This window comes from Streptomyces sp. NPDC087428 (genome assembly GCF_044744085.1).
GTDB lineage: Bacteria > Actinomycetota > Actinomycetes > Streptomycetales > Streptomycetaceae > Streptomyces.
In genome coordinates this window covers 223,704-243,937 of sequence record NZ_JBIUXR010000012.1, presented here as the reverse complement: position 1 = coordinate 243,937, position 20,234 = coordinate 223,704, and the positions used below count along the sequence as shown (strand labels likewise).

Here is a 20,234-nt window from a genome sequence, read left to right as displayed (position 1 = left end):
ACCACGAACAGGAGCCGGAATCAGATGACCACACGTTCGAGAAAACGCCTCACGGGTCTGGCCGCTGCCGTGAGCGGTGCCCTCCTGCTGGGCGTCCTTCCCGCATCGGCGGGGGCGGTGTCCCCCGCGCCGCGTCCCGGCGCCGGGCTGTCGGCCGGGCACGCCGGTCCCTGGGACGACGCGGGCTACCGGCCGCAGCCCGGCCGGTGGAAGCCGTACGTCCTCGCGCCCACCGGGCACGACGTCGAGCCGGTGTCCGTGCTCTCCGCCGATCCGCGTGGCGGAGAGATCGAGGGCGACCCGAAGGCCGTCCTGGGGAGGACCCGGCACCCGGTCCGGCTGGTCAGCACCGGAGACCGCACCCGGTCCCCGCTCGTCACCCTGGACTTCGGCAAGAACACCGGCGGGAAGATCCGGGTCCGGGTCGCCGGGGCGTCCGCGACGCCGCCGAAGCTGCATGTGTGCTTCAGCGAGTCGCGGCAGTTCGCCGCGACCGGCCCGCAGGACAACGACGGCCAGGCCGCGCACGCCCCGGGCTGCGACACCGCGAACATCTGGAACGGCTACCCGGGCACCGCCTACACCTACGACTCCGACAGCCACACCCTCGAACTCGACCCGGCGGAACTCCCGGCCACCCTGACCGACCCGCAGCCGCGCGGCGGATTCCGCTACGCGACCCTGTTCCTCGACGGTCCGGGCTGGGTGGACGTCGGCGCGGTGTCGCTGGACTTCACCGCCGTCCCCAAGCAGCCCGACCCGGCGGCGTACAAGGGCTGGTTCCTCTCCAGCGACAACGAGCTGAACAAGATCTGGTACGCCGGCGCGTACACCGTCCAGCTCAACACCTGGATGTCGGACACCGCGAAGAGCTGGCCGTACGAGCCGGGGGAGGCGGACCACGCCGACGACCGGGTGCCGCACGCCGATCCGCGTGAGGAGGTCATCTTCGACGGCGGCAAGCGCGACCGGATCGTCTGGCAGGGCGACCTCGCCGTCCAGGCACCGGTGACGTACCTGAGCACGAACGACGTCCCGGCGGTCGAGAACTCGCTGTCCTCCCTCGCCGCGCAGCAACTGGACGACGGCTACGTACCGGCCGCGAGCCTGGTCGGACCGCACAACCAGGACGAGCTGCGCACCTACGGCGAGTACGTCACCTGGTTCGTCCACAACCTCTACACCCACTGGCTCTACACCGGCGACCGCGCCTATCTGGACCGGTGGTGGCCGCAGCTGACCCGGGCGACGGGCTGGCTGGAGAAGGTACGCGGCGCGGACCCGAAGGGCCTGATCGCGTTCCGGGACTCCGGCTCCTGCGGGCACTACGGCTACAGCGACTGCGGTCACGAGACGTACGTCAACGCCCTCTACACCCGCAATCTCGACGAGATGGCGGAGCTCGCCGGGGCCAGGGGCGCCGCGTCGGACGCCGCCGGGTACGCCTCGCGCGCCACGGAGGTGAGGAAGGCCGTCAACGAGCAGCTCTGGGACGAGAGCGCCGGCGCCTACCGGCTGTCCCGCGAGATTCCGGACGCCTATCCGCAGGACGCCAACGCCACGGCGGTCCTGGCCGGCATCGCGGACCCGGTGCGGGCCGGGCGGGCGATGGAGTACCTGAAGCGCAACAGCTGGGGACCGTACGGCGCCCTGACCGTTTCGCCGAGCACGCCCAACGCCTCGATCAGGCCGTCCTACGAGCCGCTGCCGAGCGGCTTCGAGGCGGACGCGCGGCTGACGGCGGCCGGTCCGAGCGGCGGGACGCAGCAGAGCGCCCTGGAGCTGCTCCGTACGTTCTGGGGCCATCAGCTCGCCCAGGACCCGGGCGGCACGTTCTGGGAGAAGGCCGATGTGAACGGGGAGCCGGGCATCAAGCAGTTCACCAGCCTCGCCCACGGCTGGGCGTCCGGCCCGACGGTCACGCTGTCCAACCAGGTGCTGGGCGTGCGGCCGACCGGTGCCGGCTTCTCGGCGTACGCGATCGTGCCGCACCCGGGCGGCCTGCCCTGGGCCCAGGGCAGCGTCCCGACACCGCACGGTGACATCACCGCCTCCTGGCGTTCCGGGGCCGGCGGCTTCGTCCTGGAGGCCACGGCTCCCCGGGGCACCTCGGGACGCCTCGCCGTCCCGACCGGCGGGAAGCGGGTGCGGGTGACGCTCGACGGGGTCACCGTCTGGAACGGTTCCCGGGCGGTCGGCGGCGCGAAGGCCACCACCGACGGGGCGCGGGTGTACGTCGACGGTGTCCGGTCCGGTCACCACGTGCTGCGCGCGCACCGCGGCTGACCGCGGTCCGTCCGTACCGGTCACGGGTGCGGGGGCCGCTCGCCATGAGCGGCCCCCGCGCACGCGCCGACGGGGCCGGACGGGACCCCCCGGCCCGTCCGACCCCGTCGGCGTTCTCCCCCGTGCGCCGCCGCCTCCCCCGAAGCAGTGGCCCCGTTTCCCCCGTTCCCCGTTTCCCCCGTTTCCCCCCGTCGCCTCAGGCCACCAGCTCGCCGAAGGACTCCTCCTCATCACGTCCGAAGCTGAGGACCTCGTCCTCACGCAGCCGGCGGAGCGACCGCCAGATGCTGGACTTCACCGTGCCGACACTGATGTCGAGGATGGACGCGATCTCCGGGTCCGTACGGCCCTCGTAGTACCGCAGGACCAGCATCGTGCGCTGGAGCTCCGGCAGCCGCGCCAGCGCCTGCCAGAGCACGGCACGCAGCTCGGTACCGCGCATCGCGTCCGTGTCGCCCGCCGTCTCCGGCAGTTCCTCGGTCGGGTATTCGTTCAGCTTGCGCCTGCGCCAGGCGCTGATGTGCAGATTGGTCATGGTACGGCGCAGATAGCCGCCGACCGCCGCCTTGTCACTGATCCGGTCCCAGGCCCGGTACGTCGAGAACAGGGCGCTCTGCAGCAGGTCCTCGGCCTCGAACCGGTCGCCGGTCAGGTGGTAGGCGGTGGCGTACAGGGAGGCACGGCGTTCCCTGACGTAGGCCGTGAACACCGCTTCGGCGTCCTCGTCCCGCGCCGGGGCCCGCCGGTCCCCCGTGGCCTCCCCGTACGTGCTTCCCCCGTTGGTCCCGCCCGTTGCGGCGGGTGCGTCGACCACCGTCATGTACGACGGGTGCTGACGCCCGACGCCACGAACGCACCCCCGTCCGTTCAATGCGGCGCCGGACTTCTCGGCGGTCCTCCCGACGTCGTGGAGACGCGTGACAACTGCGCTTGCGGTGATGCTGTGAGTTGCGTTCATCTCGCGCCCCCCGTCGGTGGTGTCCGTCCGTTCCTTGTGTCAACGAGCTTGCCGGGGCAGTTTCATGGCCCTGTCCCCCGACTGTCACAGGCCTGTCACAGGGCCCGGCGCGGGTGCGATCCGGAGGTGCCGGATGCATAAGGGGGGACCAACTGTCGAACTAGGGCTCCACCATGGGTCAGAATGACCAGCGTGCCTTTCCTGTTGCTGATCGAGGACGACGACGCCATCCGCACGGCCCTCGAACTCTCGCTGTCACGCCAGGGCCACCGTGTGGCCACCGCGGCGACGGGAGAGGACGGCCTCAACCTGCTGCGAGAACAGCGGCCCGACCTGGTCGTACTGGATGTGATGCTGCCCGGGATCGACGGATTCGAGGTGTGCCGGCGCATCCGGCGCACCGACCAGCTGCCGATCATTCTGCTCACCGCGCGCAGCGACGACATCGACGTCGTGGTCGGACTGGAGTCCGGCGCCGACGACTACGTGGTGAAACCCGTGCAGGGCCGGGTGCTCGACGCCCGGATCCGTGCGGTGCTGCGCCGGGGCGAGCGCGAGTCCACGGACTCCGCGACGTTCGGGAACGTGGTGATCGACCGGTCCGCGATGACCGTCACCAAGAACGGGGAGGATCTCCAGCTCACGCCGACCGAGCTGCGCCTCCTGCTCGAACTGAGCCGCCGCCCCGGCCAGGCCCTGTCCCGGCAGCAGTTGCTGCGGCTGGTCTGGGAACACGACTATCTCGGTGACTCCCGGCTGGTGGACGCCTGCGTCCAGCGGCTGCGCGCGAAGGTGGAGGACGTACCGTCCTCGCCCACCCTGATCCGTACCGTGCGGGGCGTGGGATACCGGCTGGACTCGCCGCAGTGAGCACGGCTGTGCGGCGGGGCCTGCTCGCCGGGCTCCGCTGGACCAGCCTGCGGTTGCGGCTCGTCGTCGTGTTCGCGCTGGTGGCGCTGACCGCCGCGGTGTCCGCGTCCGGGATCGCGTACTGGCTGAACCGCGAGGCGGTGCTGACCCGTACCCAGGACTCGGCGCTCGGGGACTTCCGCCAGGAGATGCAGAACCGGGCGGCCTCGCTGCCGCTCCGGCCCACCAAGGACGATCTGGACCACGCCGCCGCGCAGATGGCGAGCAGCAGTCCCGGTTACAGCGTGCTGTTGATCGACGAGCGCGATCCGGGCAAGCCGATCGTCGGCAACTCCGACGTGGACAGCTTCACCCGGGACAACGTGCCGAAGTCGTTGCAGGAGCAGGTCGCCAGGAAGCAGCCGGTCAAGGCGGGCAACAAGTACGGCTACCACCTGTTCTGGCAGCGGACCTCGATCCGCGGCACGCCGTATCTCGTCGGCGGTACGAAGATCATCGGCGGTGGCCCGACCGGCTACATGCTCAAGTCCCTCGACCAGGAACGGCAGGACCTGAACTCCCTCGCCTGGTCACTGGGGATCGCCACCGCGCTGGCGCTGGTCGGCTCCGCGCTGCTCGCCCAGGCCGCCGCGACGACCGTGCTGCGTCCGGTGCAGCGCCTCGGCGACGCCGCCCGCAAGCTCGGCGAGGGCAAGCTCGACACCCGCCTCGTGGTGTCCGGGACCGATGAACTGGCCGATCTCTCCCGGACGTTCAACAGAACGGCGAGCTCCCTGGAGAAGAAGGTCGCGGACATGACCGCGCGGGAGGAGTCCAGCCGCCGCTTCGTCGCCGACATGTCGCACGAGCTGCGCACCCCGCTCACCGCGATCACCGCGGTCGCGGAGGTGCTGGAGGACGAGGCCGACAACCTCGACCCGATGATCGCGCCGGCCGTGCACCTGGTGGTCAGCGAGACCCGGCGGCTCAACGACCTGGTGGAGAACCTGATGGAGGTCACCCGCTTCGACGCGGGCACGGCCCGTCTGGTCCTGGACACCGTCGACGTCGCGGACCAGGTGACGGCCTGCATAGACGTCCGCGCCTGGCTGGACGCGGTGGATCTGGACGCCGAGCGCGGCATGATGGTCCGCCTCGATCCGCGCCGGCTCGACGTGATCCTTGCGAACCTGATCGGCAACGCGCTGAAGCACGGCGGTTCGCCGGTGCGGGTCACGGTACGGACCGAGGGCGACGAGCTGGTCATCGAGGTCCGCGACCACGGTCCCGGTATCCCCGAGGACGTACTGCCCCATGTCTTCGACCGCTTCTACAAGGCCAGTGCCTCCCGGCCGCGGTCGGAGGGCAGCGGTCTGGGACTGTCGATCGCCATGGAGAACGCGCACATCCACGGCGGTGACATCACCGCCGCGAACTCTCCGGACGGCGACGGGGCGGTGTTCGTCCTGCGCCTGCCCCGCGACGCGGAGGCGCTGAGCGGCACCGCGGAGGGCCCCGACGCGGAGCTCCCGGACGAGGAGGACGACGCGACGTGATGCGCAGCGAACGCCGGGGCCGACGCCCCACCGCGATGGTGGCCGCAGCCGCGCTCTGCGCGGTACTGGCCGCGGGCTGCGGGATCAGGACGACATCGGTGCCGGTCGACGCGGGGCCCGCGCCGTCCCGGGTGCCGTGCGCGATGCCCGCGCCGGACGCCTCCGCAGAGCCCCGGCAGAGCCTCTCGGCGGAGATCTACCTCGTCTGCAACTCGCAGCTGGTCACGGTCGACCGCACGGTCCGGGTCCAGGAGGCGAAGTCCGACCGGATCACCGTCGCCGTCGCCCTCCTGGACGAGCTGCGCAGGGAGCCCCCGGCCTCCGAGCGGCAGGCGGGCTTCTCCACGGACGTCCCGTCGGCGCTGCGGGTCAGCGGACCGCGTGCGGGCGACCCGAAGGGCGCGCTGCGGCTCAGCGAGCAGCCGGAGGACCTGACCCCCGTGGCACTGGCCCAGATCGTCTGTACGTACACGGAGAGCGAGCCGCTCGTCCACGAGGGCACGGTGATGCTCGGCGGTCCGGGGGCGTACGCGCCGCGCGGCTACCTGTGCACCGCGGAGACGAAGGCCAGCCCGAAGGCCGTACCGACCCTGGGCGCGGTCCGGCTGCCCTGAGCGCGCCGCCTTGACCTGCCGCACGGTGAGCCATGTCTCCCCCGCGGGAGCGGAACCGATCCTGCCGCTGCCCGCGTCTTGGGGAACGTGCGTCAAGGTTCGGGCGGCCAAGCCGTCATCCGCTTCCGCGCGGCCGGAGTGTCCCTCCTCCTCGTGCATCTGCTGCTCGTCGGGTGGCTGACTCTTCGCCCGCTGGACGTGCCGTGGATGACCGCCGCCAACCTCCAGCCGTTCGCCGGTATCAAGGCGGACCTGACCATGGGCCCGGTCGCCGCCGTCCGCCGGATCGGCGGTGGGCTGCTGCTGCTGGCGCCCCTGGGCGTACTGCTGCCGATGGCCGGGGGCCGGCTCTTCGTCTCGCCGTGGTCCTCGCTCGCCCGTACCGTCGCGGCCGGGGCACTGATCTCGCTGGCCATCGAACTGGGCCAGACCGGCGTACCCGGCCAGGTCGTCGATGTCGACTCGCTGATCCTCAACACCATCGGTGTGGCGTTCGCCCACGCGATGTTCGTACCGGCGTGCCGGGCGCGGCTGCGCCGTCGCAAGCAGCGGCGCATCCGGGTCCTGCCCCCGGCCGGCCATGACGTCCCCCAAGGGGCGACCCCGACGATTCCCAGGGTCGGCATCGCCCCGTAGGCCGATGCGTCGCACCCGCTCGGCGAGTCACCATGGATGTATCGGGAGCACAACGGATTCGCTCCCCCGTCAACGGTTCGCGAAGGAGCACACCATGGCCGCACTTGCCCGCCCCCGTGAGGGACGCATGATCGGCGGAGTGTGCGCAGCGCTGGCACGGCGCTTCGGCACCTCCGCAGGGACGATGCGCATCATCTTCCTCGTCTCGTGCCTGCTGCCGGGCCCGCAGTTCCTGCTCTACCTCGCTCTGTGGGTGCTGTTCCCCGAGGAGCGTTCGTCGTCCGCCACCGACGCCTGGTAGCCCCGGGGCGGTACTGCCGTACACATGCCTGTGGGCGGGCACCCCGGTCGGGGTGTCCGCCCACAGGCATGTGACGTACGGGTGTCAGCGGCCGAGCGGCAGGCCGTTGGCCGACAGGCCGCCGGTGTTCAGGCCGCCCGTGGGCAGCCCGCCGAGGAGGCCCTTGCCGGGGGCGCCGAGGAGACCCTTGGCGGGAGCGGTGACGTCCTTGACGACCTTCGTCTGGCTGGTGCCGAGGAGGTCCGTGGCGGTGTCCTTGACCGGCAGCGTCGAGGTGGTGTTCGCCAGCGCGCCGGCGACGGGCAGGACGCTCGCGGTGTCGAGCGGCAGGGCGGCGGCCGACGCGGTGCCGGCGGCGGCAGCGGCGAAGGCGGCACCGACAGCGGCGACGCCGAGAATCCTGACAGCAGACTGCTTCATGTGAATGTCATCCTTGGGGAAGGGGATGTGAGCGGCTCTGCAACGTAGCCAGTTCCCTGCCATTCCCGCAAACATCCGGAAAACGCGAAAACGGCCGGGATTCGCCTTCCCGGCCGTTTGTCGTGGAGGGTCCGATCAGCCGGCGACGGAGGTGGAAACGCTGGTCGCAGCGGTCTGCTCGAAGAGCCATTCGGACTTCAGCTCGGAGTATCCGGGCTTGATGACGTCGCTGATCATCGCCAGACGTTCATCGAAAGGAATGAATGCTGATTTCATCGCATTGACTGTGAACCACTGCATGTCGTCGAGCGTGTATCCGAATGTCTCGGTCAGCTTCTCGAATTCCTGACTCATGCTCGTACCACTCATCAGCCGGTTGTCCGTGTTCACGGTGGCCCGGAAGTGCAGCCTGCGCAGCAGCCCGATGGGGTGCTCGGCGTACGAGGCGGCGGCACCGGTCTGGAGGTTGGAGGTCGGGCAGAGCTCCAGCGGGATGCGCTTGTCCCGTACGTAGGAGGCGAGGCGGCCCAGCTTCACGCTGCCGTCCTCGGCGACCTCGATGTCGTCGATGATGCGGACGCCGTGGCCGAGCCGGTCGGCGCCGCACCACTGGATGGCCTGCCAGATCGACGGCAGCCCGAAGGCCTCGCCCGCGTGGATGGTGAAGTGGTTGTTCTCGCGCTTGAGGTACTCGAACGCGTCGAGGTGCCGGGTGGGCGGGAAGCCCGCCTCCGCGCCGGCGATGTCGAAGCCGACGACACCCTGTTCCCGGTAGCGGTTGGCGAGTTCGGCGATCTCCAGCGAGCGGGCGGCGTGCCGCATCGCGGTGAGCAGGGCGCCCACCCGGATCCGGTTGCCGTCCCGGCGGGCCCGCAGCTCGCCCTCGCGGAAGCCCTCGTTGACCGCCTCGACGACCTCCTCGAGGGAGAGCCCGGCCTCCAGGTGCTGCTCGGGGGCGTACCGGATCTCGGCGTACACGACACCGTCCGCGGCCAGGTCCTCGGCGCACTCGGCGGCGACCCGGACCAGCGCGTCACGGGTCTGCATGACGGCGCAGGTGTGCGCGAACGTCTCCAGGTACCGCTCCAGCGACCCGGAGTCGGCGGCTTCCCGGAACCAGACCCCGAGCTTGTCGGGCTCGCTCTCCGGGAGTCCTTCGTATCCGCTCGCCGCGGCGAGGTCGACGATCGTCCCGGGGCGCAGTCCGCCGTCGAGGTGGTCGTGGAGAAGGACCTTGGGCGCACGCCGGATCTGATCCTGGCCGGGCACATTGAGGGTCGGGCTCATCATCCACGCACCCTACCGCCTACGCGCGTAGAGCGCTGCTGGGCGCCGCTCGTCGATGCGTAACAGTGACCGCGAATACGGGTGGTGTACACCTGTCCTTCTGAGACTGTTGCGTCATGGCACAGCGCGCACTACCCCTGCCTGCTGCGAGGCTGGGACGGGCCGTCACCACGGCCGGAGCACCGACCGCGGTCAGCGGTGTGGTTCTGCTGCTCCCGGACGGCGAGCCCCACTCGCACCGCCGCCCCTCCCCCCTCTCGCACGCCCTCCAGATCCCGCTGGCCCGCACCCTGGCCCGCGCGGGCCGGGACGACGGCCTCACCGCCCACGTCGTCCGCTACCGCGGCCGCGGCTGGAACGCGACGGACGCGCGGCTCGCGGCGGACGCCGAATGGGCGGTGGACGAGGTGGTACGCCGCTACGGCGACGTCCCCGTCTGCCTGGCCGGCCACGGCATGGGCGGCCGCGCGGCGCTCCGCGCGGGCGGCCACCCGGCGGTCGGCGCGGTCCTCGCCCTGGCCCCGTGGCTGCCCTCGGACCCGGACGCCGAGCCGGAGCCGGTGAAGCACCTGGTCGGCCGTCAGGTCCTGCTGGTGCACGGCACCAACGACGCCCGCGCCGACCCCGAACTCTCCTTCCGTCTCGCGGAGCGCGCCAAGAAGTCCAACCGCGACACCTGCCGCTTCGAGGTCCACTCCGACGGCCACGCCCTGCGCCAGCACCACAGCGAAGTGGCCGCCCTGGCAGTGGACTTCGTCCTCGGCTCGCTCTTCGCCCACGCCTACGCCCGCCCGGTCGCCGACGCCCTGGCGGCCCCGCCGCCGCTGGGTCTGCGGATGCCGCTGGCGGCGGGGTTCGGCAAGTCGCTGGGACACTGAGGGTGAGCGGGACAGGACCGAACAGGAGGCACGGGCGATGAGTTTCCGGCTGGCGGCGTACGCCGTGTGCGTCGAGGACGGGCGGGTGTTGCTGGCCCGTCACGTATCGGCGAACGGTACGAGCACCTGGACCCTTCCGGGCGGCGGGGTCGAGCAGGGGGAGGATCCGTTCGACGCGGTGATCCGGGAGGTCGCCGAGGAGACCGGCTGCGACGCGGTCGTCGAACGCCTGCTGGGCGTGGACTCGCGGGTGATTCCCCCCGCCGAGGCGCGGATGGGGATCGCGCACCAGAACGTCGGCGTCTTCTACCGGGTCCGCATCACCGGGGGCCGGCTGCGGCCCGAGCCGGACGGCGAGATCGCCGAGTCCGTCTGGACCCCGGTCCCGGAGGTCGCCTCCCTGCGCCGGTCCTCGCTCATCGATGTCGGCCTCGACCTGGAACGGACCGCTCCGGCGACCGGCCACGTCGCGCCCGTCACGGTCGGCGGCCTGGTCCAGCACTGAGGCGGCTGCGGAGTCCCGGCCTCCGATTTGGGTCCCGGTCTGGGCCTTTGGGCACTGTCGGTGGGCCCCAGGGGCACCGCTACGGTTCGCGTCCCGGTGGGCGCATCGCCCCCGGTGACTCTGGCGAGCCACGACGAGGTGTCACGTGAACTGCAGAGAACGGGTACGCCACAGCGTACGCACGAGCACGGGGCAGACAGCGATCGAGTACCTGGCCCTGCTGGGGGTCGTCGTCGCCGTGGTCGGCGCGATCGTCGCCACCACCATCGGCGGCGACATCACCAGCTCCGCACACGTGCAGATCTGCCGCCTCGCGGCAACGACGGGCGGCGGCGGCGAATGCGCCGATGACAACGCTGTCACCGACGGAGGTGACGACACCGACGGCGACGACCCCACCGAACCCGTCGAACCCGTCAGCGCCCCCGACGAAGAGACCGGCGACTCCGGCGGCGTACCGGGCGGCAAGCCCGGCGACGAGTCCGAGGACAAGCCCGGCAAGACCGACGGCAAGGGGAACGCGCTCCCCAGCCTGTGCTCCGAGCCGCGGGAACGGTCAACGCACTCGTCGATATCCGTCGGGGCCAACTCGATCCTCGGCAAGACGGCCGCCTGGGGGTTCTCCACGCTGCTCAACTTCATCGTCGACAAGATCAGCAACGAGAAGAACAAGGAGAAGCGGGTCAAGCTGGCGCTCGACGACCTCTCCTACTGCCTCCCCGACTACAACATCGTCATCGCACAGCCGCACGAGGGAAACCTCCAGCAGATGGACGGCGCCGCGGTGATCGACACCGTCGAGATCAGCGGCACGACGTACCGCGTCTACGCGTTCAAGACCGGCACGTTCACCTGGGCCGACGACGCCGAGCTGGGCTGGAAGAACCGTGCGTTCAAGGGCTACTTCGATGTCAGCGAGGACAAGCACACCGTCACGTTCCAGGAACCGCCCCACCCCAGGCGGAAGAAGGACTGGAAGCCCGGCGACGAGGGCTGCCAGATCGAGGGCCAGGAACCGCCCGACCGGAACCGGTACTACAACACCTACTCCCCGCTGGACAACGGCGGGTCGTCCGTGGCGGTGCGCAGGCTGGTGAACGACATGCGGCGCTGCTACCCCGACTACAACGTGGTCGCGATGCACTCGGAGCAGTCGTCGCACTGGGTCGACAAGCCGGACTCGTTCATCAACGAGAGCCGGTACCGGCTGAACTCCCCCGAGTACCACAGCCAGGAGACCGGCGACGACATCGCCTCCGGCCGGGCCGTGTTCGACGTGTACGTCTTCGACAAGGGCAAGTTCAGCAACGACGGCGACGGCGGCTACATCAACTGGGCGTTCTACGGCGACTTCGACCGGGACGGCTCGGAGGTGACCTTCGAACAGCCGGAACCCGCCGACCTGGACGCCGACTCCAACTCCTCCGGAACCGAGTCGGTCAACTTCAACGACGGAGCGCCGAAGTACAAGGACGACGACCGGCCGTACCCCGGCACCGACTACGACGGCAAGGTGCCCGGCGACGATTCCGAGCTCACCCAGTCCCTGATCGACGAGTACGGCCGGGCCTTCCCCGACACGAACATCATCGCGGTGAAGAACTTCAACGACTTCTCCTTCTCCGGGGTGTCGGGCCTCGAACACCTGGCGGTGGTGGACGGCGTCGACATCTTCTCCGTCAAGAACGGCACCGTCATCAACAACGGCGACGGCGGCTGGAAGAACTGGGGCTTCACCGGCACCTACGACCGCGACAAGGACTCCAACGAAGTGACCTTCAGGCGCTGAGGGCCGGGACGAGCGCGACGGGCGGGGCAGTGCTCTGGCCGGCGTTCACCGGGGCGGTCGGCGAGCAGGCCGGCCGCCCTCTCGACCGCCCGGGTGCGTCGGCCTCGGCCGCACCGGGCCGCTCACTCCGCTGACCGGCCAGAACGGCCCCGGCGGCCAGACGCCGGTTCGGCACGGAACGGCCGGAGTCCGGGCCGCTCAGTGCTGCCCGGACTCCGCCTTGGCAGGTTGGGGGATGGTGTCGCCGATGACGGCGGCGAGGCGCTGGAGCTGTGCGGCGAGTTCGCGGCGTTCGGCGGGGGTGAAGTGGGACAGCGCCTCGGACTGACGGGCGCGTAGTTCCGTGCGCATGGCCGCGAGCCGGTGTGCGCCGTCCTCGGTGAGGCGGATGAGGACCTGGCGCTCGTCGTGCGGGGAGCGTTGCCGGGTGACCACGCCCGCCGTTTCGAGCTGCTTGAGCATGCGGGTGGCGGTGGGGACGCTGACCTGGGCGGTCGCGGCGAGCCTGCCGACCGGCTGGCCCTGGCCCCGGGCGTCCGCGGCGAGGGGTTCCAGCAGGGTGAGCTGGGCCATGGAGAGCCCGGCCCCGGAGTGACCCATGGTGGCTGCCCTTGAGTGACGCATGGCGTAGAACAGCCGGTCAGCGGCGTGCGCCAGCTCCCGCACGCCCGCCTCGTCGCCGGCCGGGGCCTGGTCGTCGCCCTCTTCGTGCTTGCTCGTCTCCCGCATGACTGTTAGCTTACTCAATGTAATCCTTAGCAAGCTAATCTTTAGGAGGCTGTGAGTCATGGACTTTCCCGCTCGCATCGATGTCCACCAGCACATCGTCCCGCCGGTCTGGGCCGACGCCCTGGCCGCACGCGGCCTGGACTCCGGCGGCTGGGCCATCCCGGCCTGGAGCCCGCGGAGCGCGATCGCGATGATGGACCGGCAGGGGATCGCCACCGGCGTCATGTCCGTCACCTCGCCCGGCACCCACCTCGGCGACGACGCGGCCGCCCGCGACCTGGCCCGCGCCGCCAACGACTACGGCGCCGAGGTCGTCAAGGACAACCCCGACCGCTTCGGCCACTTCGCCTGCATCCCGCTGCCCGACGTGGACGCGGCCGTCGCCGAGGCCGTGTACGCACTCGACGTCCTGGGGGCCGACGGAGTGGTCCTGATGTCCAATGCCCACGGCAAGTACCTCGGCGACCCGGACTTCGAGCCGCTGTGGGCCGAGCTGGACCGACGCGCCGCGAACGTCTTCGTGCACCCCGCGCAGCCGCCGATGACGCTGCTGCCCGGCACGCCCGCCCCGCTGGCGGACTATGTCTTCGACACCACCCGCACCGCCCTGAACATGGTGCTGAACGGTGTCATGGACCGCCACCGCGACGTGCGGGTGATCCTCTCCCACGGCGGCGGCTTCCTGCCGTACGCCGCCTACCGCTTCTCCGGCCTGACCTCCACCGTCGTGGACCGGGACCGCAAGGCGGAGGACATCCTGCGCGACCTGAAGCGGTTCTACTTCGACACCGCCCTGTCCGCGAGCCCCTCCGCGCTGCCGGCCCTGCTCGCCTTCGCCAAGCCCGGTCACGTCCTCTACGGCAGCGACTGGCCCTTCGCCCCGCAGGAGGCCGGCACCTACTACAACCACTTCCTGGAGAGCTACCCCGACTTCACCACGGGCCAGGCCCGAGCCATCGACCGCGACAACGCCGAGGAGCTCTTCCCCCGCCTCGCCCGCTGACCGCGCCGTCCCCGCGCAGGCCCGAGACACCTGCCGCAGTGGCTGGAACACCGGCGCGAGCGCCGGCCCGGGGCCCGCCGGGAAACGGGCAGCCGGCCTGCCCGTATGTACGCACCCGCGATTTGGGCCCCGGTATGGGCCTTTGGGCACTGTCCGTGGGCCCCCTTGCCGTCGTTACGGTTCGAGCCCCGGTGGGTGTCCGCCCCCGGTCAGTCGGGGGCGAACCACGACGAGGTGACACGTGAAGCACAGCGAGCGGATACGCCTGGGCGTACGCACGAGCACGGGGCAGACAGCGATCGAGTACCTGGCCCTGCTGGGGGTCGTCGTCGCCGTGGTCGGCGCGATCGTCGCCACCACCATCGGCGGCGACATCACCAGCTCCGCACACGTGCAGATCTGCCGCCTCGCGGCAACGACGGGCGGCGGCGGCGAATGCGCCGATGACAACGCTGTCACCGACGGAGGTGACGACACCGACGGCGACGACCCCACCGAACCCGTCGAGCCCGTCAGCGCCCCCGACGAAGAGACCGGCGACTCCGGCGGCGTACCGGGCGGCAAGCCCGACGACGAGTCCGACGACAAGACCGGCAAGACCGACGGCAAGGGGAACGCGCTCCCCAGCCTGTGCTTCGAGCCGCGCGAGCGGTCGTCGAACTCGTCGGTCTCGGTCCCCGGCAACGGCCCCGTCAGCACGGCGGCCGCCTGGGGGTACTCGTACCTGGTCAACTTCATCATCGACAAGGTCAACAACGAGAAGAACAAGGAGAAGCGGGTCAAGAAGGCGCTCGACGACCTCTCCTACTGCCTCCCCGACTACAACATCGTCATCGCGCAGCCGCACGAGGGAAACCTCCAGCAGATGGACGGCGCGGCGATGATCTCGACCGTGGAGATCAGTGGCACGACGTACCGCGTCTACGCGTTCAAGACCGGCAAGTTCACCTGGGCCGACGACGCCGATCTCGGCTGGAAGAACCGCGCGTTCAAGGGCTACTACGACATCAGTGACGACAAGCGCACGGTCACGTTCGACGAGCCGCCCCGCCCCAAGCGGAAGAAGGACTGGAAGCCCGGCGACGAGGGCTGCCAGATCGAGGGCCAGGAGCCGCCCGACCGGAACCGGTACTACAACACGTACTCCCCGCTGGACAACAAGGGTTCGGCGCAGGCGGTCCGGATGCTCGTGAACGACATGCGGCGCTGCTACCCCGACTACAACGTGGTCGCGATGCACTCGGAGCAGTCGTCGCACTGGGTCGAGAAGCCGGACTCGTTCATCAACGAGAGCCGGTTCCGGCTCAACTCCCCCGAGTACCACGACGAGGAGACCGGCGACGACATCGCCTCGGGCCGGGCCGTGTTCGACGTGTACGTCTTCGACAAGGGCAAGTTCAGCAACGACGGCGACGGCGGCTACACCAACTGGGCGTACTACGGCGACGCCACCCGCGACGGCTCGGAAGCCACGTTCAAGCAGCCGGAACCCGCCGACCTGGACGCCGATTCCACGTCCACCGGCACGGAGTCGGTCAACTTCAACGACGGCGCACCGAAGTACACGGAGGGGACGTACCCCGGCACCGACTTCTCCGGCAAGAAGCCGGGTGACGACGCCGAGCTGAACCAGTCCCTGATCGACGAGTACAGCCGCGCCTTCCCGGACACGAACATCATCGCGGTGAAGAACTTCAACGACCTCTCGTTCTCCGGAGTGTCCGGCCTCGAACACATCGCGGTGGTGGACGGCGTCGACATCTTCTCCATCAAGAACGGCACCATCATCAACAACGGTGACGGCGGCTGGAAGAACTGGGGCTTCGCCGGCACGTACGACCGCGAGAAGGACTCGTCGGAGGTGACCTTCAAGCGGTAGGGGGCGTCGGCCATCGGCCGCCCCGGTCGGTCGGACGGGCCCGTTGAGGGCGACTGTCACGGCCGGCCGGGGCGCGCGGGTGTGGCGCCCCGGCGGTCGGGGCGGGTGGGGCGGCTCGGTGGGTGCACCGGCAGGCTCTCGGCGTTGCGCGGGGGTGACGAAAGCAGCTACCGCGAATGCCTGGAGCGGGAATTCGGCGGCTGTGAGCTCATCGGCGGCCGCACCACGGCAGGGAGCGAAGCCGGGTGTGGACTCCTCGTCAAGCGGCGGCTCCCTTCGGGTAGTGGCGTCGCAGGTTGGCGGCGAGGATACGGTCGAGCGTGCGGTCGGACAGGATCCGGACCAGGCGGGTGATCACGGTGGCGTCCCGGCCGGCGGTGTAGCGGGTACGCGGCCTGCGGGCTGTCACGGCCTTCGCGAGGACCCGGGCGGCGGCGTCGGCGGTCAGGCCCGATGCGGTGCCCGTGACCATCAGCTTGTTGTTCGCCTGGACCAGGCCGCTGTAGCGCTCGGCCTGCCCCGGCGTCATCCGGACAGCCAGTTCGTTCGCCGCCAGGACCCCGCGGGCGGCCATCTCCGTGCGGACGCCGCCGGGCTGGACCACGACCACCTGTACGCCCAGCGGCGCGACCTCACGGCGGAGCGAGTCGCTGACCGCCTCCAGGGCGAACTTCGTGCCGGCGTACGCGCCGTATGTGGCCATGGCGACCGTGCCGCCGATCGAGCTGACGTTGATCACGCGGCCCTTGCTGCGCAGCAGTGCGGGCAGGAGCGCCTGAGTGACGGCGATGTGGCCGAACAGGTTGACTTCGAACACCCGCCGCCACTCCGCGAGTGGCAGGGCTTCGACCGCGGCGTTCACCTGGATACCGGCGTTGTTCACGAGCGCGTGCAGTGCGCGCGAGTCGTCGGCGACTCGCGCGGCGAGTGCCTCCACCTGCTCAGGCTCGGTGATGTCGAGGATGACCGGCTCGATGCCGGTCGATCGGATGGCGTCGGCGTCACGGACGCGTCGCACGCCGGCCAGGACGTGGAATCCCCGACGGGCCAGTTCGCGGGCGGCCGCCGCGCCCATGCCCGTGGAGGCGCCGGTTACGACGATCAGCTTCTGTGGTTCAGATGACGTTGTCACCTGAACCACGTTACCAATTCAGATGACGCCGTCAACTGAATGTACGATGGGTGCCATGGTCACCCGTGCGGAATCCGCCGCCCTCACCCGCCGCGCCCTGCTCGACGCGGCCGCCGAGCTCCTTGACCTCGGCGGCCCCGAAGCCGTCACCCTGCGCGAGATCGGCGCGCGGGCAGGCGTGACGCGCGGAGCGCCGTACCGGCACTTCATGGGCAAGGACAGCCTGCTGGATGCCGTCGCGACCGAGAGCTGGGAACGGATCGGCGACCGGATGCACGCCCTGCGGACCGACCCGGCCCTGCCGGCCGCCGAGAAGCTGCGCGGCGCCCTCCACGCCCTCATCGGCGTCGGCCGGGACCAGCCGTACAGGTACCAGCTGCTGTTCAAGCGGCTCGGGCACGGTCCGGGAGAGCGCGGCGAAGGGCTCGACCGCGTCGTGCGCCAGCTCTGCGGCCCTGAGGGCGACCCCGCCGCAGCCGTCCGCGCCTCAGCGCGCTTCCAGGACGAGTTCCTGGCCATCGTCGCCGCCCTCGTGGGGGAGCGGAACGCACGCCACTACGGTGCCCTGCTCCTGGCCGGCGCTCACGGCATCGCAGACATGGAACTCAGCGGCCACCTCGGCGAGGACACGTGGCGCACCACCGCCGACGAGCTCGTCGACACCCTCGTCCGCCTGATCGCGGACACCGGCGAAACGACATAGCAACGCCCACGCCCCGTCGGCAGCAGACTCCCCGCGCACGAGACTCCTCACAGCCCAGCCGGCCCCGCCTCCGCCCACACCGTCTTGCCCGGCCCCACCCGGTCACTCACGCCCCAGCGGGCGGCGATGGACTCCACGACGAGGAGGCCCCGGCCTCCGTCCGCGTCCGGGGCGGGCTGCCGCGCCACCGAAGGGTTCGGGCGGGTCTCGTGGGTGTCCGACACCTCGATCCGTACGACCCCGGCCTCCTCGTACGGGTACATGAGCCGAAGTTCGAAGTCGCGGCCCGGCACCCGCCCGTGCAGGACCGCGTTGGCCGCCAGCTCCGCGACCAGGAGCGCCACCGTGTCGGAGAGCCGGGTGCCGTACGGAATCCCCCAGGTGTCCAGCTTCCACACGGCCAGGCGTCGCGCCAGGGACGCACCACGGCGGGTGGCCGAGCACCTCTGGGCGAACACACGTACAGTTAGGGGCGGTTGTGCCTGAAGAGCCGTCATGCGCTCAGCGTTCCGCCTCGGTCGCCCCCGCCAGTAGGAACAACACCCATACACGTTCACTTGTATGGGTTGGTTCCCTGGACGGGACGGGTAACCCTCCGTGATTCTGGCTGCGTTGATCCATGCGCGAAAGACGGGGCAGCGATGACGGCCAACCACGACAGCACCACGCCCCCGGGCGAACCCGAGCTCTCCGACAGCCTGAAGACATTCGGGGCGGTCATGAAGGCCCTGCGCGAAGCGGCCCGCCTCACCCAGGAGGAGTTCGCACCCCGCGTGCGGTACTCGGCGGCCTACATCGCCAAGATCGAACAGGGCCGGCGGTTCCCGCCCGAGGACCTTCCCGAGCGGGCGGCGGACGTCCTCGGGCCGGTCGCGGGCAAGGTCCTCGCCGCTGCGGCACGGAGCATTCGGCGCAGGGCCGGTCTGGCGTCGTGGTTCCTCCAGTGGGCGGGGATCGAGGAGGAAGCGATCACGCTGTACGCCTACGAGTGCCGGGGCATTCCGGGGCTGCTCCAGACCGAGGGGTACATCCGGGCCGTCTTCGACCGGAGGCTTCCGCCGCTCGCCGAGGAGCAGTTCGAGCAGCAGGTGGCCGCGCGCCTGATGCGACAGGAACTCCTGGCCGAACGCCCCAACACCTCTTTCTCGTTCATCATCGAACAGGCCGTCCTTGAGCGTCAGTTAGGAGGTGCGGACGTCACCGCCGCGCTCATCGACAATCTGTTGGTGCAGGGCGGTCGGCGGAACGTGGAGATCCTCGTCATGCCGCTCAAGCAACCGGATCACTCGGGCGTCGACGGGCAGTTGTACCTGGCGGAGACCCCGCGCAACTCCTGGTTCGGCTACGTCGAGGGCCATGACAGCAGCACCCTGCTCACTGACCCTGGATTGGTCAGTGCCATGCTCCAGCGCTATGGCAAGATGCGCTCACAGGCGCTGAGCCACGAGGCCACTGTGGGCCTGCTGAAGCAGATGCGAGGAGCGCTATGAGCACCGAACCGGCCTGGTTCAAAAGCAGTTACAGCGGCAGTGGCGGCGACAACTGCATCGAGGTCGCCCTTCACAGCGAGCCCCTCCACGCCGACGCCGTCCACGTCCGCGACTCCAAGGACACCGCCCGCCCCGCGTTCACCGTCTCCATCGCCGCCTGGTCGCACTTCACCGCCTACGCGTCGTCCACCGCACGGTCCTGACCGTCGCCGGCGCCGCTCACTCCGGCAGCAGGTGCCCCCGCCGTGACAGCAGGAACTCCTTGAACGCCGCCACCGGCGGGGTGTCCGGATGCCCGTCCAGCCAGGCCACGCCGATCTCCCGAGCGGCCCGCGGTGCCGTCACCGTCAGTTCCACCACGCCGGGGCGGGCCACCGCCGGAGGCGGGAGCAGGGCCACGCCCAGGCCTGCCGCCACCAGGCCGCGCAGGGTTTCGGCCTCCTCGCCCTCGAAGGCGACGCGGGGGACGAAGCCCGCCTCCGCACAGAGGTCGTCCGTGATGCGGCGCAGGCCGTAGCCGGGTTCCAGGGTGACGAAGGTCTCGTCGGCGGCCTCCGCCAGGCGGATGCGGCGGCGGGTGGCGAGGCGGTGGTCGTCGGGGACGACCAGGCGCAGCCGCTGTTCGTCCAGGCGCAGGGCGACCAGGTCCGGGGCGTCCGGGACGGGTGAGGTGAGGCACAGGTCGAGGCCGCCCGCGCGGAGGCGTTCGATCATGGCCTCGCCGTAGTTCTGGACGAGCTGGAAGCGGACCCGGGGGTGGTCGGCGCGGAAGGCGCGGATCAGGGCGGGGACGGTCTCCGAGCCCATGGTGTGGAGGAAGCCGAAGGCGACCTTGCCCGCGGTGGGGTCGGCGTCCGCCCGTACCGAGTCGGCGGCCTTCTCCACCTCGGCGAGCGCCCGTTCCGCCGAGCCGAGGAAGGTGCGGCCCGCGGGGGTGAGGGAGACGGTGCGGCCCTTGCGGGCGAACAGGGCGACTCCCAGGTCCTGTTCCAGTCTGACCATGGCGCGCGAGAGCGTGGACTGCGGCACGCCCAGCTCGTGCGCGGCGCGGGTCACGTGTTCGTGCCGGGCCACCGCCTCGAAGTAGGCGAGCCGTGGCGCGAGGACGGCGCGGATGTCTTCTTCGTAACTGCTTGGTGACAGCCGTGGCTGTGAGCTGTGCTGATGCGCCATGGGATTGATTATCGCCCGTTTGTGCATTGGACGCATGAAAGGTGTG

The 20,234-nt window shown here is 70.5% G+C and carries 21 protein-coding genes; 14 read left to right on the top strand and 7 right to left on the bottom strand.

All coding sequences use genetic code 11. The annotated features are described in order from the left end of the window. The first annotated feature begins 24 nt into the window (after positions 1 to 24). Positions 25 to 2,286, top strand: coding sequence for an alpha-L-rhamnosidase C-terminal domain-containing protein (locus tag ACIO3R_RS26290; protein WP_402109158.1), 2,262 nt, complete (start codon positions 25 to 27; stop codon positions 2,284 to 2,286). A 196-nt stretch (positions 2,287 to 2,482) separates the two neighbouring features. Here the strand turns inward: ACIO3R_RS26290 and ACIO3R_RS26285 are convergent, their stop codons facing one another. Continuing rightward, positions 2,483 to 3,244 (bottom strand): SigE family RNA polymerase sigma factor, encoded by a 762-nt coding sequence (locus ACIO3R_RS26285; RefSeq protein WP_385036413.1) that lies wholly within the window; start codon positions 3,242 to 3,244, stop codon positions 2,483 to 2,485. A 192-nt stretch (positions 3,245 to 3,436) separates the two neighbouring features. On the opposite strand from ACIO3R_RS26285, the gene afsQ1 reads away from it, so the two are divergent. The 5 genes from afsQ1 (at position 3,437) to ACIO3R_RS26260 (ending at position 7,200) form a co-directional block, all read left to right on the top strand. After that, complete coding sequence (afsQ1, locus tag ACIO3R_RS26280; protein WP_026171255.1) at positions 3,437 to 4,114, top strand: two-component system response regulator AfsQ1; 678 nt, start codon at positions 3,437 to 3,439, stop codon at positions 4,112 to 4,114. Next, positions 4,111 to 5,649 carry an ATP-binding protein gene (locus ACIO3R_RS26275; RefSeq protein ID WP_385036414.1) on the top strand — a complete coding sequence of 513 codons (1,539 nt, stop codon included), beginning with the start codon at positions 4,111 to 4,113 and terminating at the stop codon, positions 5,647 to 5,649. The genes afsQ1 and ACIO3R_RS26275 overlap by 4 nt, the downstream gene beginning before the upstream one ends. Further along, positions 5,649 to 6,263 (top strand): hypothetical protein, encoded by a 615-nt coding sequence (locus ACIO3R_RS26270; protein ID WP_402109286.1) that lies wholly within the window; start codon positions 5,649 to 5,651, stop codon positions 6,261 to 6,263. The genes ACIO3R_RS26275 and ACIO3R_RS26270 overlap by 1 nt, the downstream gene beginning before the upstream one ends. Before the next feature lie 87 nt (positions 6,264 to 6,350). Next, positions 6,351 to 6,899: a VanZ family protein gene (locus tag ACIO3R_RS26265; RefSeq protein ID WP_385036416.1), complete on the top strand. Its 549-nt coding sequence runs from the start codon at positions 6,351 to 6,353 to the stop codon at positions 6,897 to 6,899. 94 nt (positions 6,900 to 6,993) lie between these two features. Continuing rightward, a complete protein-coding gene (locus ACIO3R_RS26260; protein WP_385036417.1) occupies positions 6,994 to 7,200 on the top strand; it encodes a PspC domain-containing protein in 207 nt (68 codons plus the stop codon). Between the two features lie 84 nt (positions 7,201 to 7,284). Here ACIO3R_RS26260 and ACIO3R_RS26255 read toward each other — a convergent pair whose 3' ends face one another. Beyond that, positions 7,285 to 7,620, bottom strand: coding sequence for a hypothetical protein (locus ACIO3R_RS26255; protein ID WP_385036418.1), 336 nt, complete (start codon positions 7,618 to 7,620; stop codon positions 7,285 to 7,287). A 135-nt stretch (positions 7,621 to 7,755) separates the two neighbouring features. Beyond that, positions 7,756 to 8,910, bottom strand: coding sequence for an adenosine deaminase (locus ACIO3R_RS26250; protein WP_385036419.1), 1,155 nt, complete (start codon positions 8,908 to 8,910; stop codon positions 7,756 to 7,758). 113 nt (positions 8,911 to 9,023) lie between these two features. Between ACIO3R_RS26250 and ACIO3R_RS26245 the strand changes: the two genes are divergently transcribed. The 3 genes from ACIO3R_RS26245 (at position 9,024) to ACIO3R_RS26235 (ending at position 12,079) form a co-directional block, all read left to right on the top strand. After that, complete coding sequence (locus tag ACIO3R_RS26245) at positions 9,024 to 9,785, top strand: alpha/beta hydrolase (RefSeq protein WP_402109153.1); 762 nt, start codon at positions 9,024 to 9,026, stop codon at positions 9,783 to 9,785. A 37-nt stretch (positions 9,786 to 9,822) separates the two neighbouring features. Continuing rightward, positions 9,823 to 10,290: an NUDIX hydrolase gene (locus ACIO3R_RS26240; RefSeq protein ID WP_385036421.1), complete on the top strand. Its 468-nt coding sequence runs from the start codon at positions 9,823 to 9,825 to the stop codon at positions 10,288 to 10,290. Between the two features lie 145 nt (positions 10,291 to 10,435). After that, positions 10,436 to 12,079 carry a hypothetical protein gene (locus tag ACIO3R_RS26235; RefSeq protein ID WP_402109149.1) on the top strand — a complete coding sequence of 548 codons (1,644 nt, stop codon included), beginning with the start codon at positions 10,436 to 10,438 and terminating at the stop codon, positions 12,077 to 12,079. Positions 12,080 to 12,277: 198 nt separating this feature from the next. On the opposite strand, the gene ACIO3R_RS26230 is transcribed toward ACIO3R_RS26235, so the two are convergent. Beyond that, entirely contained in the window at positions 12,278 to 12,808 is a 531-nt protein-coding gene (locus ACIO3R_RS26230; protein ID WP_402109146.1) for a MarR family winged helix-turn-helix transcriptional regulator, read from the bottom strand. A gap of 58 nt (positions 12,809 to 12,866) precedes the next feature. Between ACIO3R_RS26230 and ACIO3R_RS26225 the strand changes: the two genes are divergently transcribed. Together ACIO3R_RS26225 and ACIO3R_RS26220 are read left to right on the top strand one after the other, a co-directional pair. Further along, positions 12,867 to 13,811, top strand: a complete 945-nt coding sequence (locus ACIO3R_RS26225) for an amidohydrolase family protein (protein WP_402109143.1) — start codon at positions 12,867 to 12,869, stop codon at positions 13,809 to 13,811. Positions 13,812 to 14,052: 241 nt separating this feature from the next. Beyond that, positions 14,053 to 15,690, top strand: a complete 1,638-nt coding sequence (locus ACIO3R_RS26220; protein ID WP_402109141.1) for a hypothetical protein — start codon at positions 14,053 to 14,055, stop codon at positions 15,688 to 15,690. Positions 15,691 to 15,949: 259 nt separating this feature from the next. Here the strand turns inward: ACIO3R_RS26220 and ACIO3R_RS26215 are convergent, their stop codons facing one another. After that, complete coding sequence (locus tag ACIO3R_RS26215) at positions 15,950 to 16,822, bottom strand: SDR family NAD(P)-dependent oxidoreductase (protein ID WP_402109138.1); 873 nt, start codon at positions 16,820 to 16,822, stop codon at positions 15,950 to 15,952. Positions 16,823 to 16,877: 55 nt separating this feature from the next. Here ACIO3R_RS26215 and ACIO3R_RS26210 point away from each other — a divergent pair, with 55 nt between their 5' ends. Next, a complete protein-coding gene (locus ACIO3R_RS26210; protein ID WP_385036427.1) occupies positions 16,878 to 17,525 on the top strand; it encodes a TetR/AcrR family transcriptional regulator in 648 nt (215 codons plus the stop codon). Positions 17,526 to 17,572: 47 nt separating this feature from the next. Here the strand turns inward: ACIO3R_RS26210 and ACIO3R_RS26205 are convergent, their stop codons facing one another. Further along, positions 17,573 to 17,983: an ATP-binding protein gene (locus ACIO3R_RS26205; protein ID WP_385036428.1), complete on the bottom strand. Its 411-nt coding sequence runs from the start codon at positions 17,981 to 17,983 to the stop codon at positions 17,573 to 17,575. Between the two features lie 183 nt (positions 17,984 to 18,166). Between ACIO3R_RS26205 and ACIO3R_RS26200 the strand changes: the two genes are divergently transcribed. Continuing rightward, on the top strand, positions 18,167 to 19,015 hold the full coding sequence (locus ACIO3R_RS26200) for a helix-turn-helix domain-containing protein (RefSeq protein WP_385036429.1): 849 nt from the start codon (positions 18,167 to 18,169) through the stop codon (positions 19,013 to 19,015). Beyond that, positions 19,012 to 19,218: a DUF397 domain-containing protein gene (locus tag ACIO3R_RS26195; RefSeq protein ID WP_385036430.1), complete on the top strand. Its 207-nt coding sequence runs from the start codon at positions 19,012 to 19,014 to the stop codon at positions 19,216 to 19,218. Before ACIO3R_RS26200 ends, ACIO3R_RS26195 begins: the two co-directional genes overlap by 4 nt. Positions 19,219 to 19,234: 16 nt before the next feature. Here the strand turns inward: ACIO3R_RS26195 and ACIO3R_RS26190 are convergent, their stop codons facing one another. Then, positions 19,235 to 20,188, bottom strand: coding sequence for a LysR family transcriptional regulator (locus ACIO3R_RS26190; protein WP_402109137.1), 954 nt, complete (start codon positions 20,186 to 20,188; stop codon positions 19,235 to 19,237). Between the last annotated feature and the right edge of the window lie 46 nt (positions 20,189 to 20,234).

Bases quoted from the DNA above. Each gene is read 5' to 3' on its own strand.
- ACIO3R_RS26290 (WP_402109158.1), top strand. From the start codon at position 25: ATGACCACACGTTCGAGAAAACGCCTCACGGGTCTGGCCGCTGCCGTG.
- ACIO3R_RS26285 (WP_385036413.1), bottom strand. From the start codon at position 3,244: ATGAACGCAACTCACAGCATCACCGCAAGCGCAGTTGTCACGCGTCTC.
- ACIO3R_RS26270 (WP_402109286.1), top strand. From the start codon at position 5,649: ATGCGCAGCGAACGCCGGGGCCGACGCCCCACCGCGATGGTGGCCGCA.
- ACIO3R_RS26260 (WP_385036417.1), top strand. From the start codon at position 6,994: ATGGCCGCACTTGCCCGCCCCCGTGAGGGACGCATGATCGGCGGAGTG.
- ACIO3R_RS26255 (WP_385036418.1), bottom strand. From the start codon at position 7,620: ATGAAGCAGTCTGCTGTCAGGATTCTCGGCGTCGCCGCTGTCGGTGCC.
- ACIO3R_RS26250 (WP_385036419.1), bottom strand. From the start codon at position 8,910: ATGATGAGCCCGACCCTCAATGTGCCCGGCCAGGATCAGATCCGGCGT.
- ACIO3R_RS26245 (WP_402109153.1), top strand. From the start codon at position 9,024: ATGGCACAGCGCGCACTACCCCTGCCTGCTGCGAGGCTGGGACGGGCC.
- ACIO3R_RS26240 (WP_385036421.1), top strand. From the start codon at position 9,823: ATGAGTTTCCGGCTGGCGGCGTACGCCGTGTGCGTCGAGGACGGGCGG.
- ACIO3R_RS26230 (WP_402109146.1), bottom strand. From the start codon at position 12,808: ATGCGGGAGACGAGCAAGCACGAAGAGGGCGACGACCAGGCCCCGGCC.
- ACIO3R_RS26225 (WP_402109143.1), top strand. From the start codon at position 12,867: ATGGACTTTCCCGCTCGCATCGATGTCCACCAGCACATCGTCCCGCCG.
- ACIO3R_RS26210 (WP_385036427.1), top strand. From the start codon at position 16,878: ATGGTCACCCGTGCGGAATCCGCCGCCCTCACCCGCCGCGCCCTGCTC.
- ACIO3R_RS26200 (WP_385036429.1), top strand. From the start codon at position 18,167: ATGACGGCCAACCACGACAGCACCACGCCCCCGGGCGAACCCGAGCTC.
- ACIO3R_RS26195 (WP_385036430.1), top strand. From the start codon at position 19,012: ATGAGCACCGAACCGGCCTGGTTCAAAAGCAGTTACAGCGGCAGTGGC.
- ACIO3R_RS26190 (WP_402109137.1), bottom strand. From the start codon at position 20,188: ATGGCGCATCAGCACAGCTCACAGCCACGGCTGTCACCAAGCAGTTAC.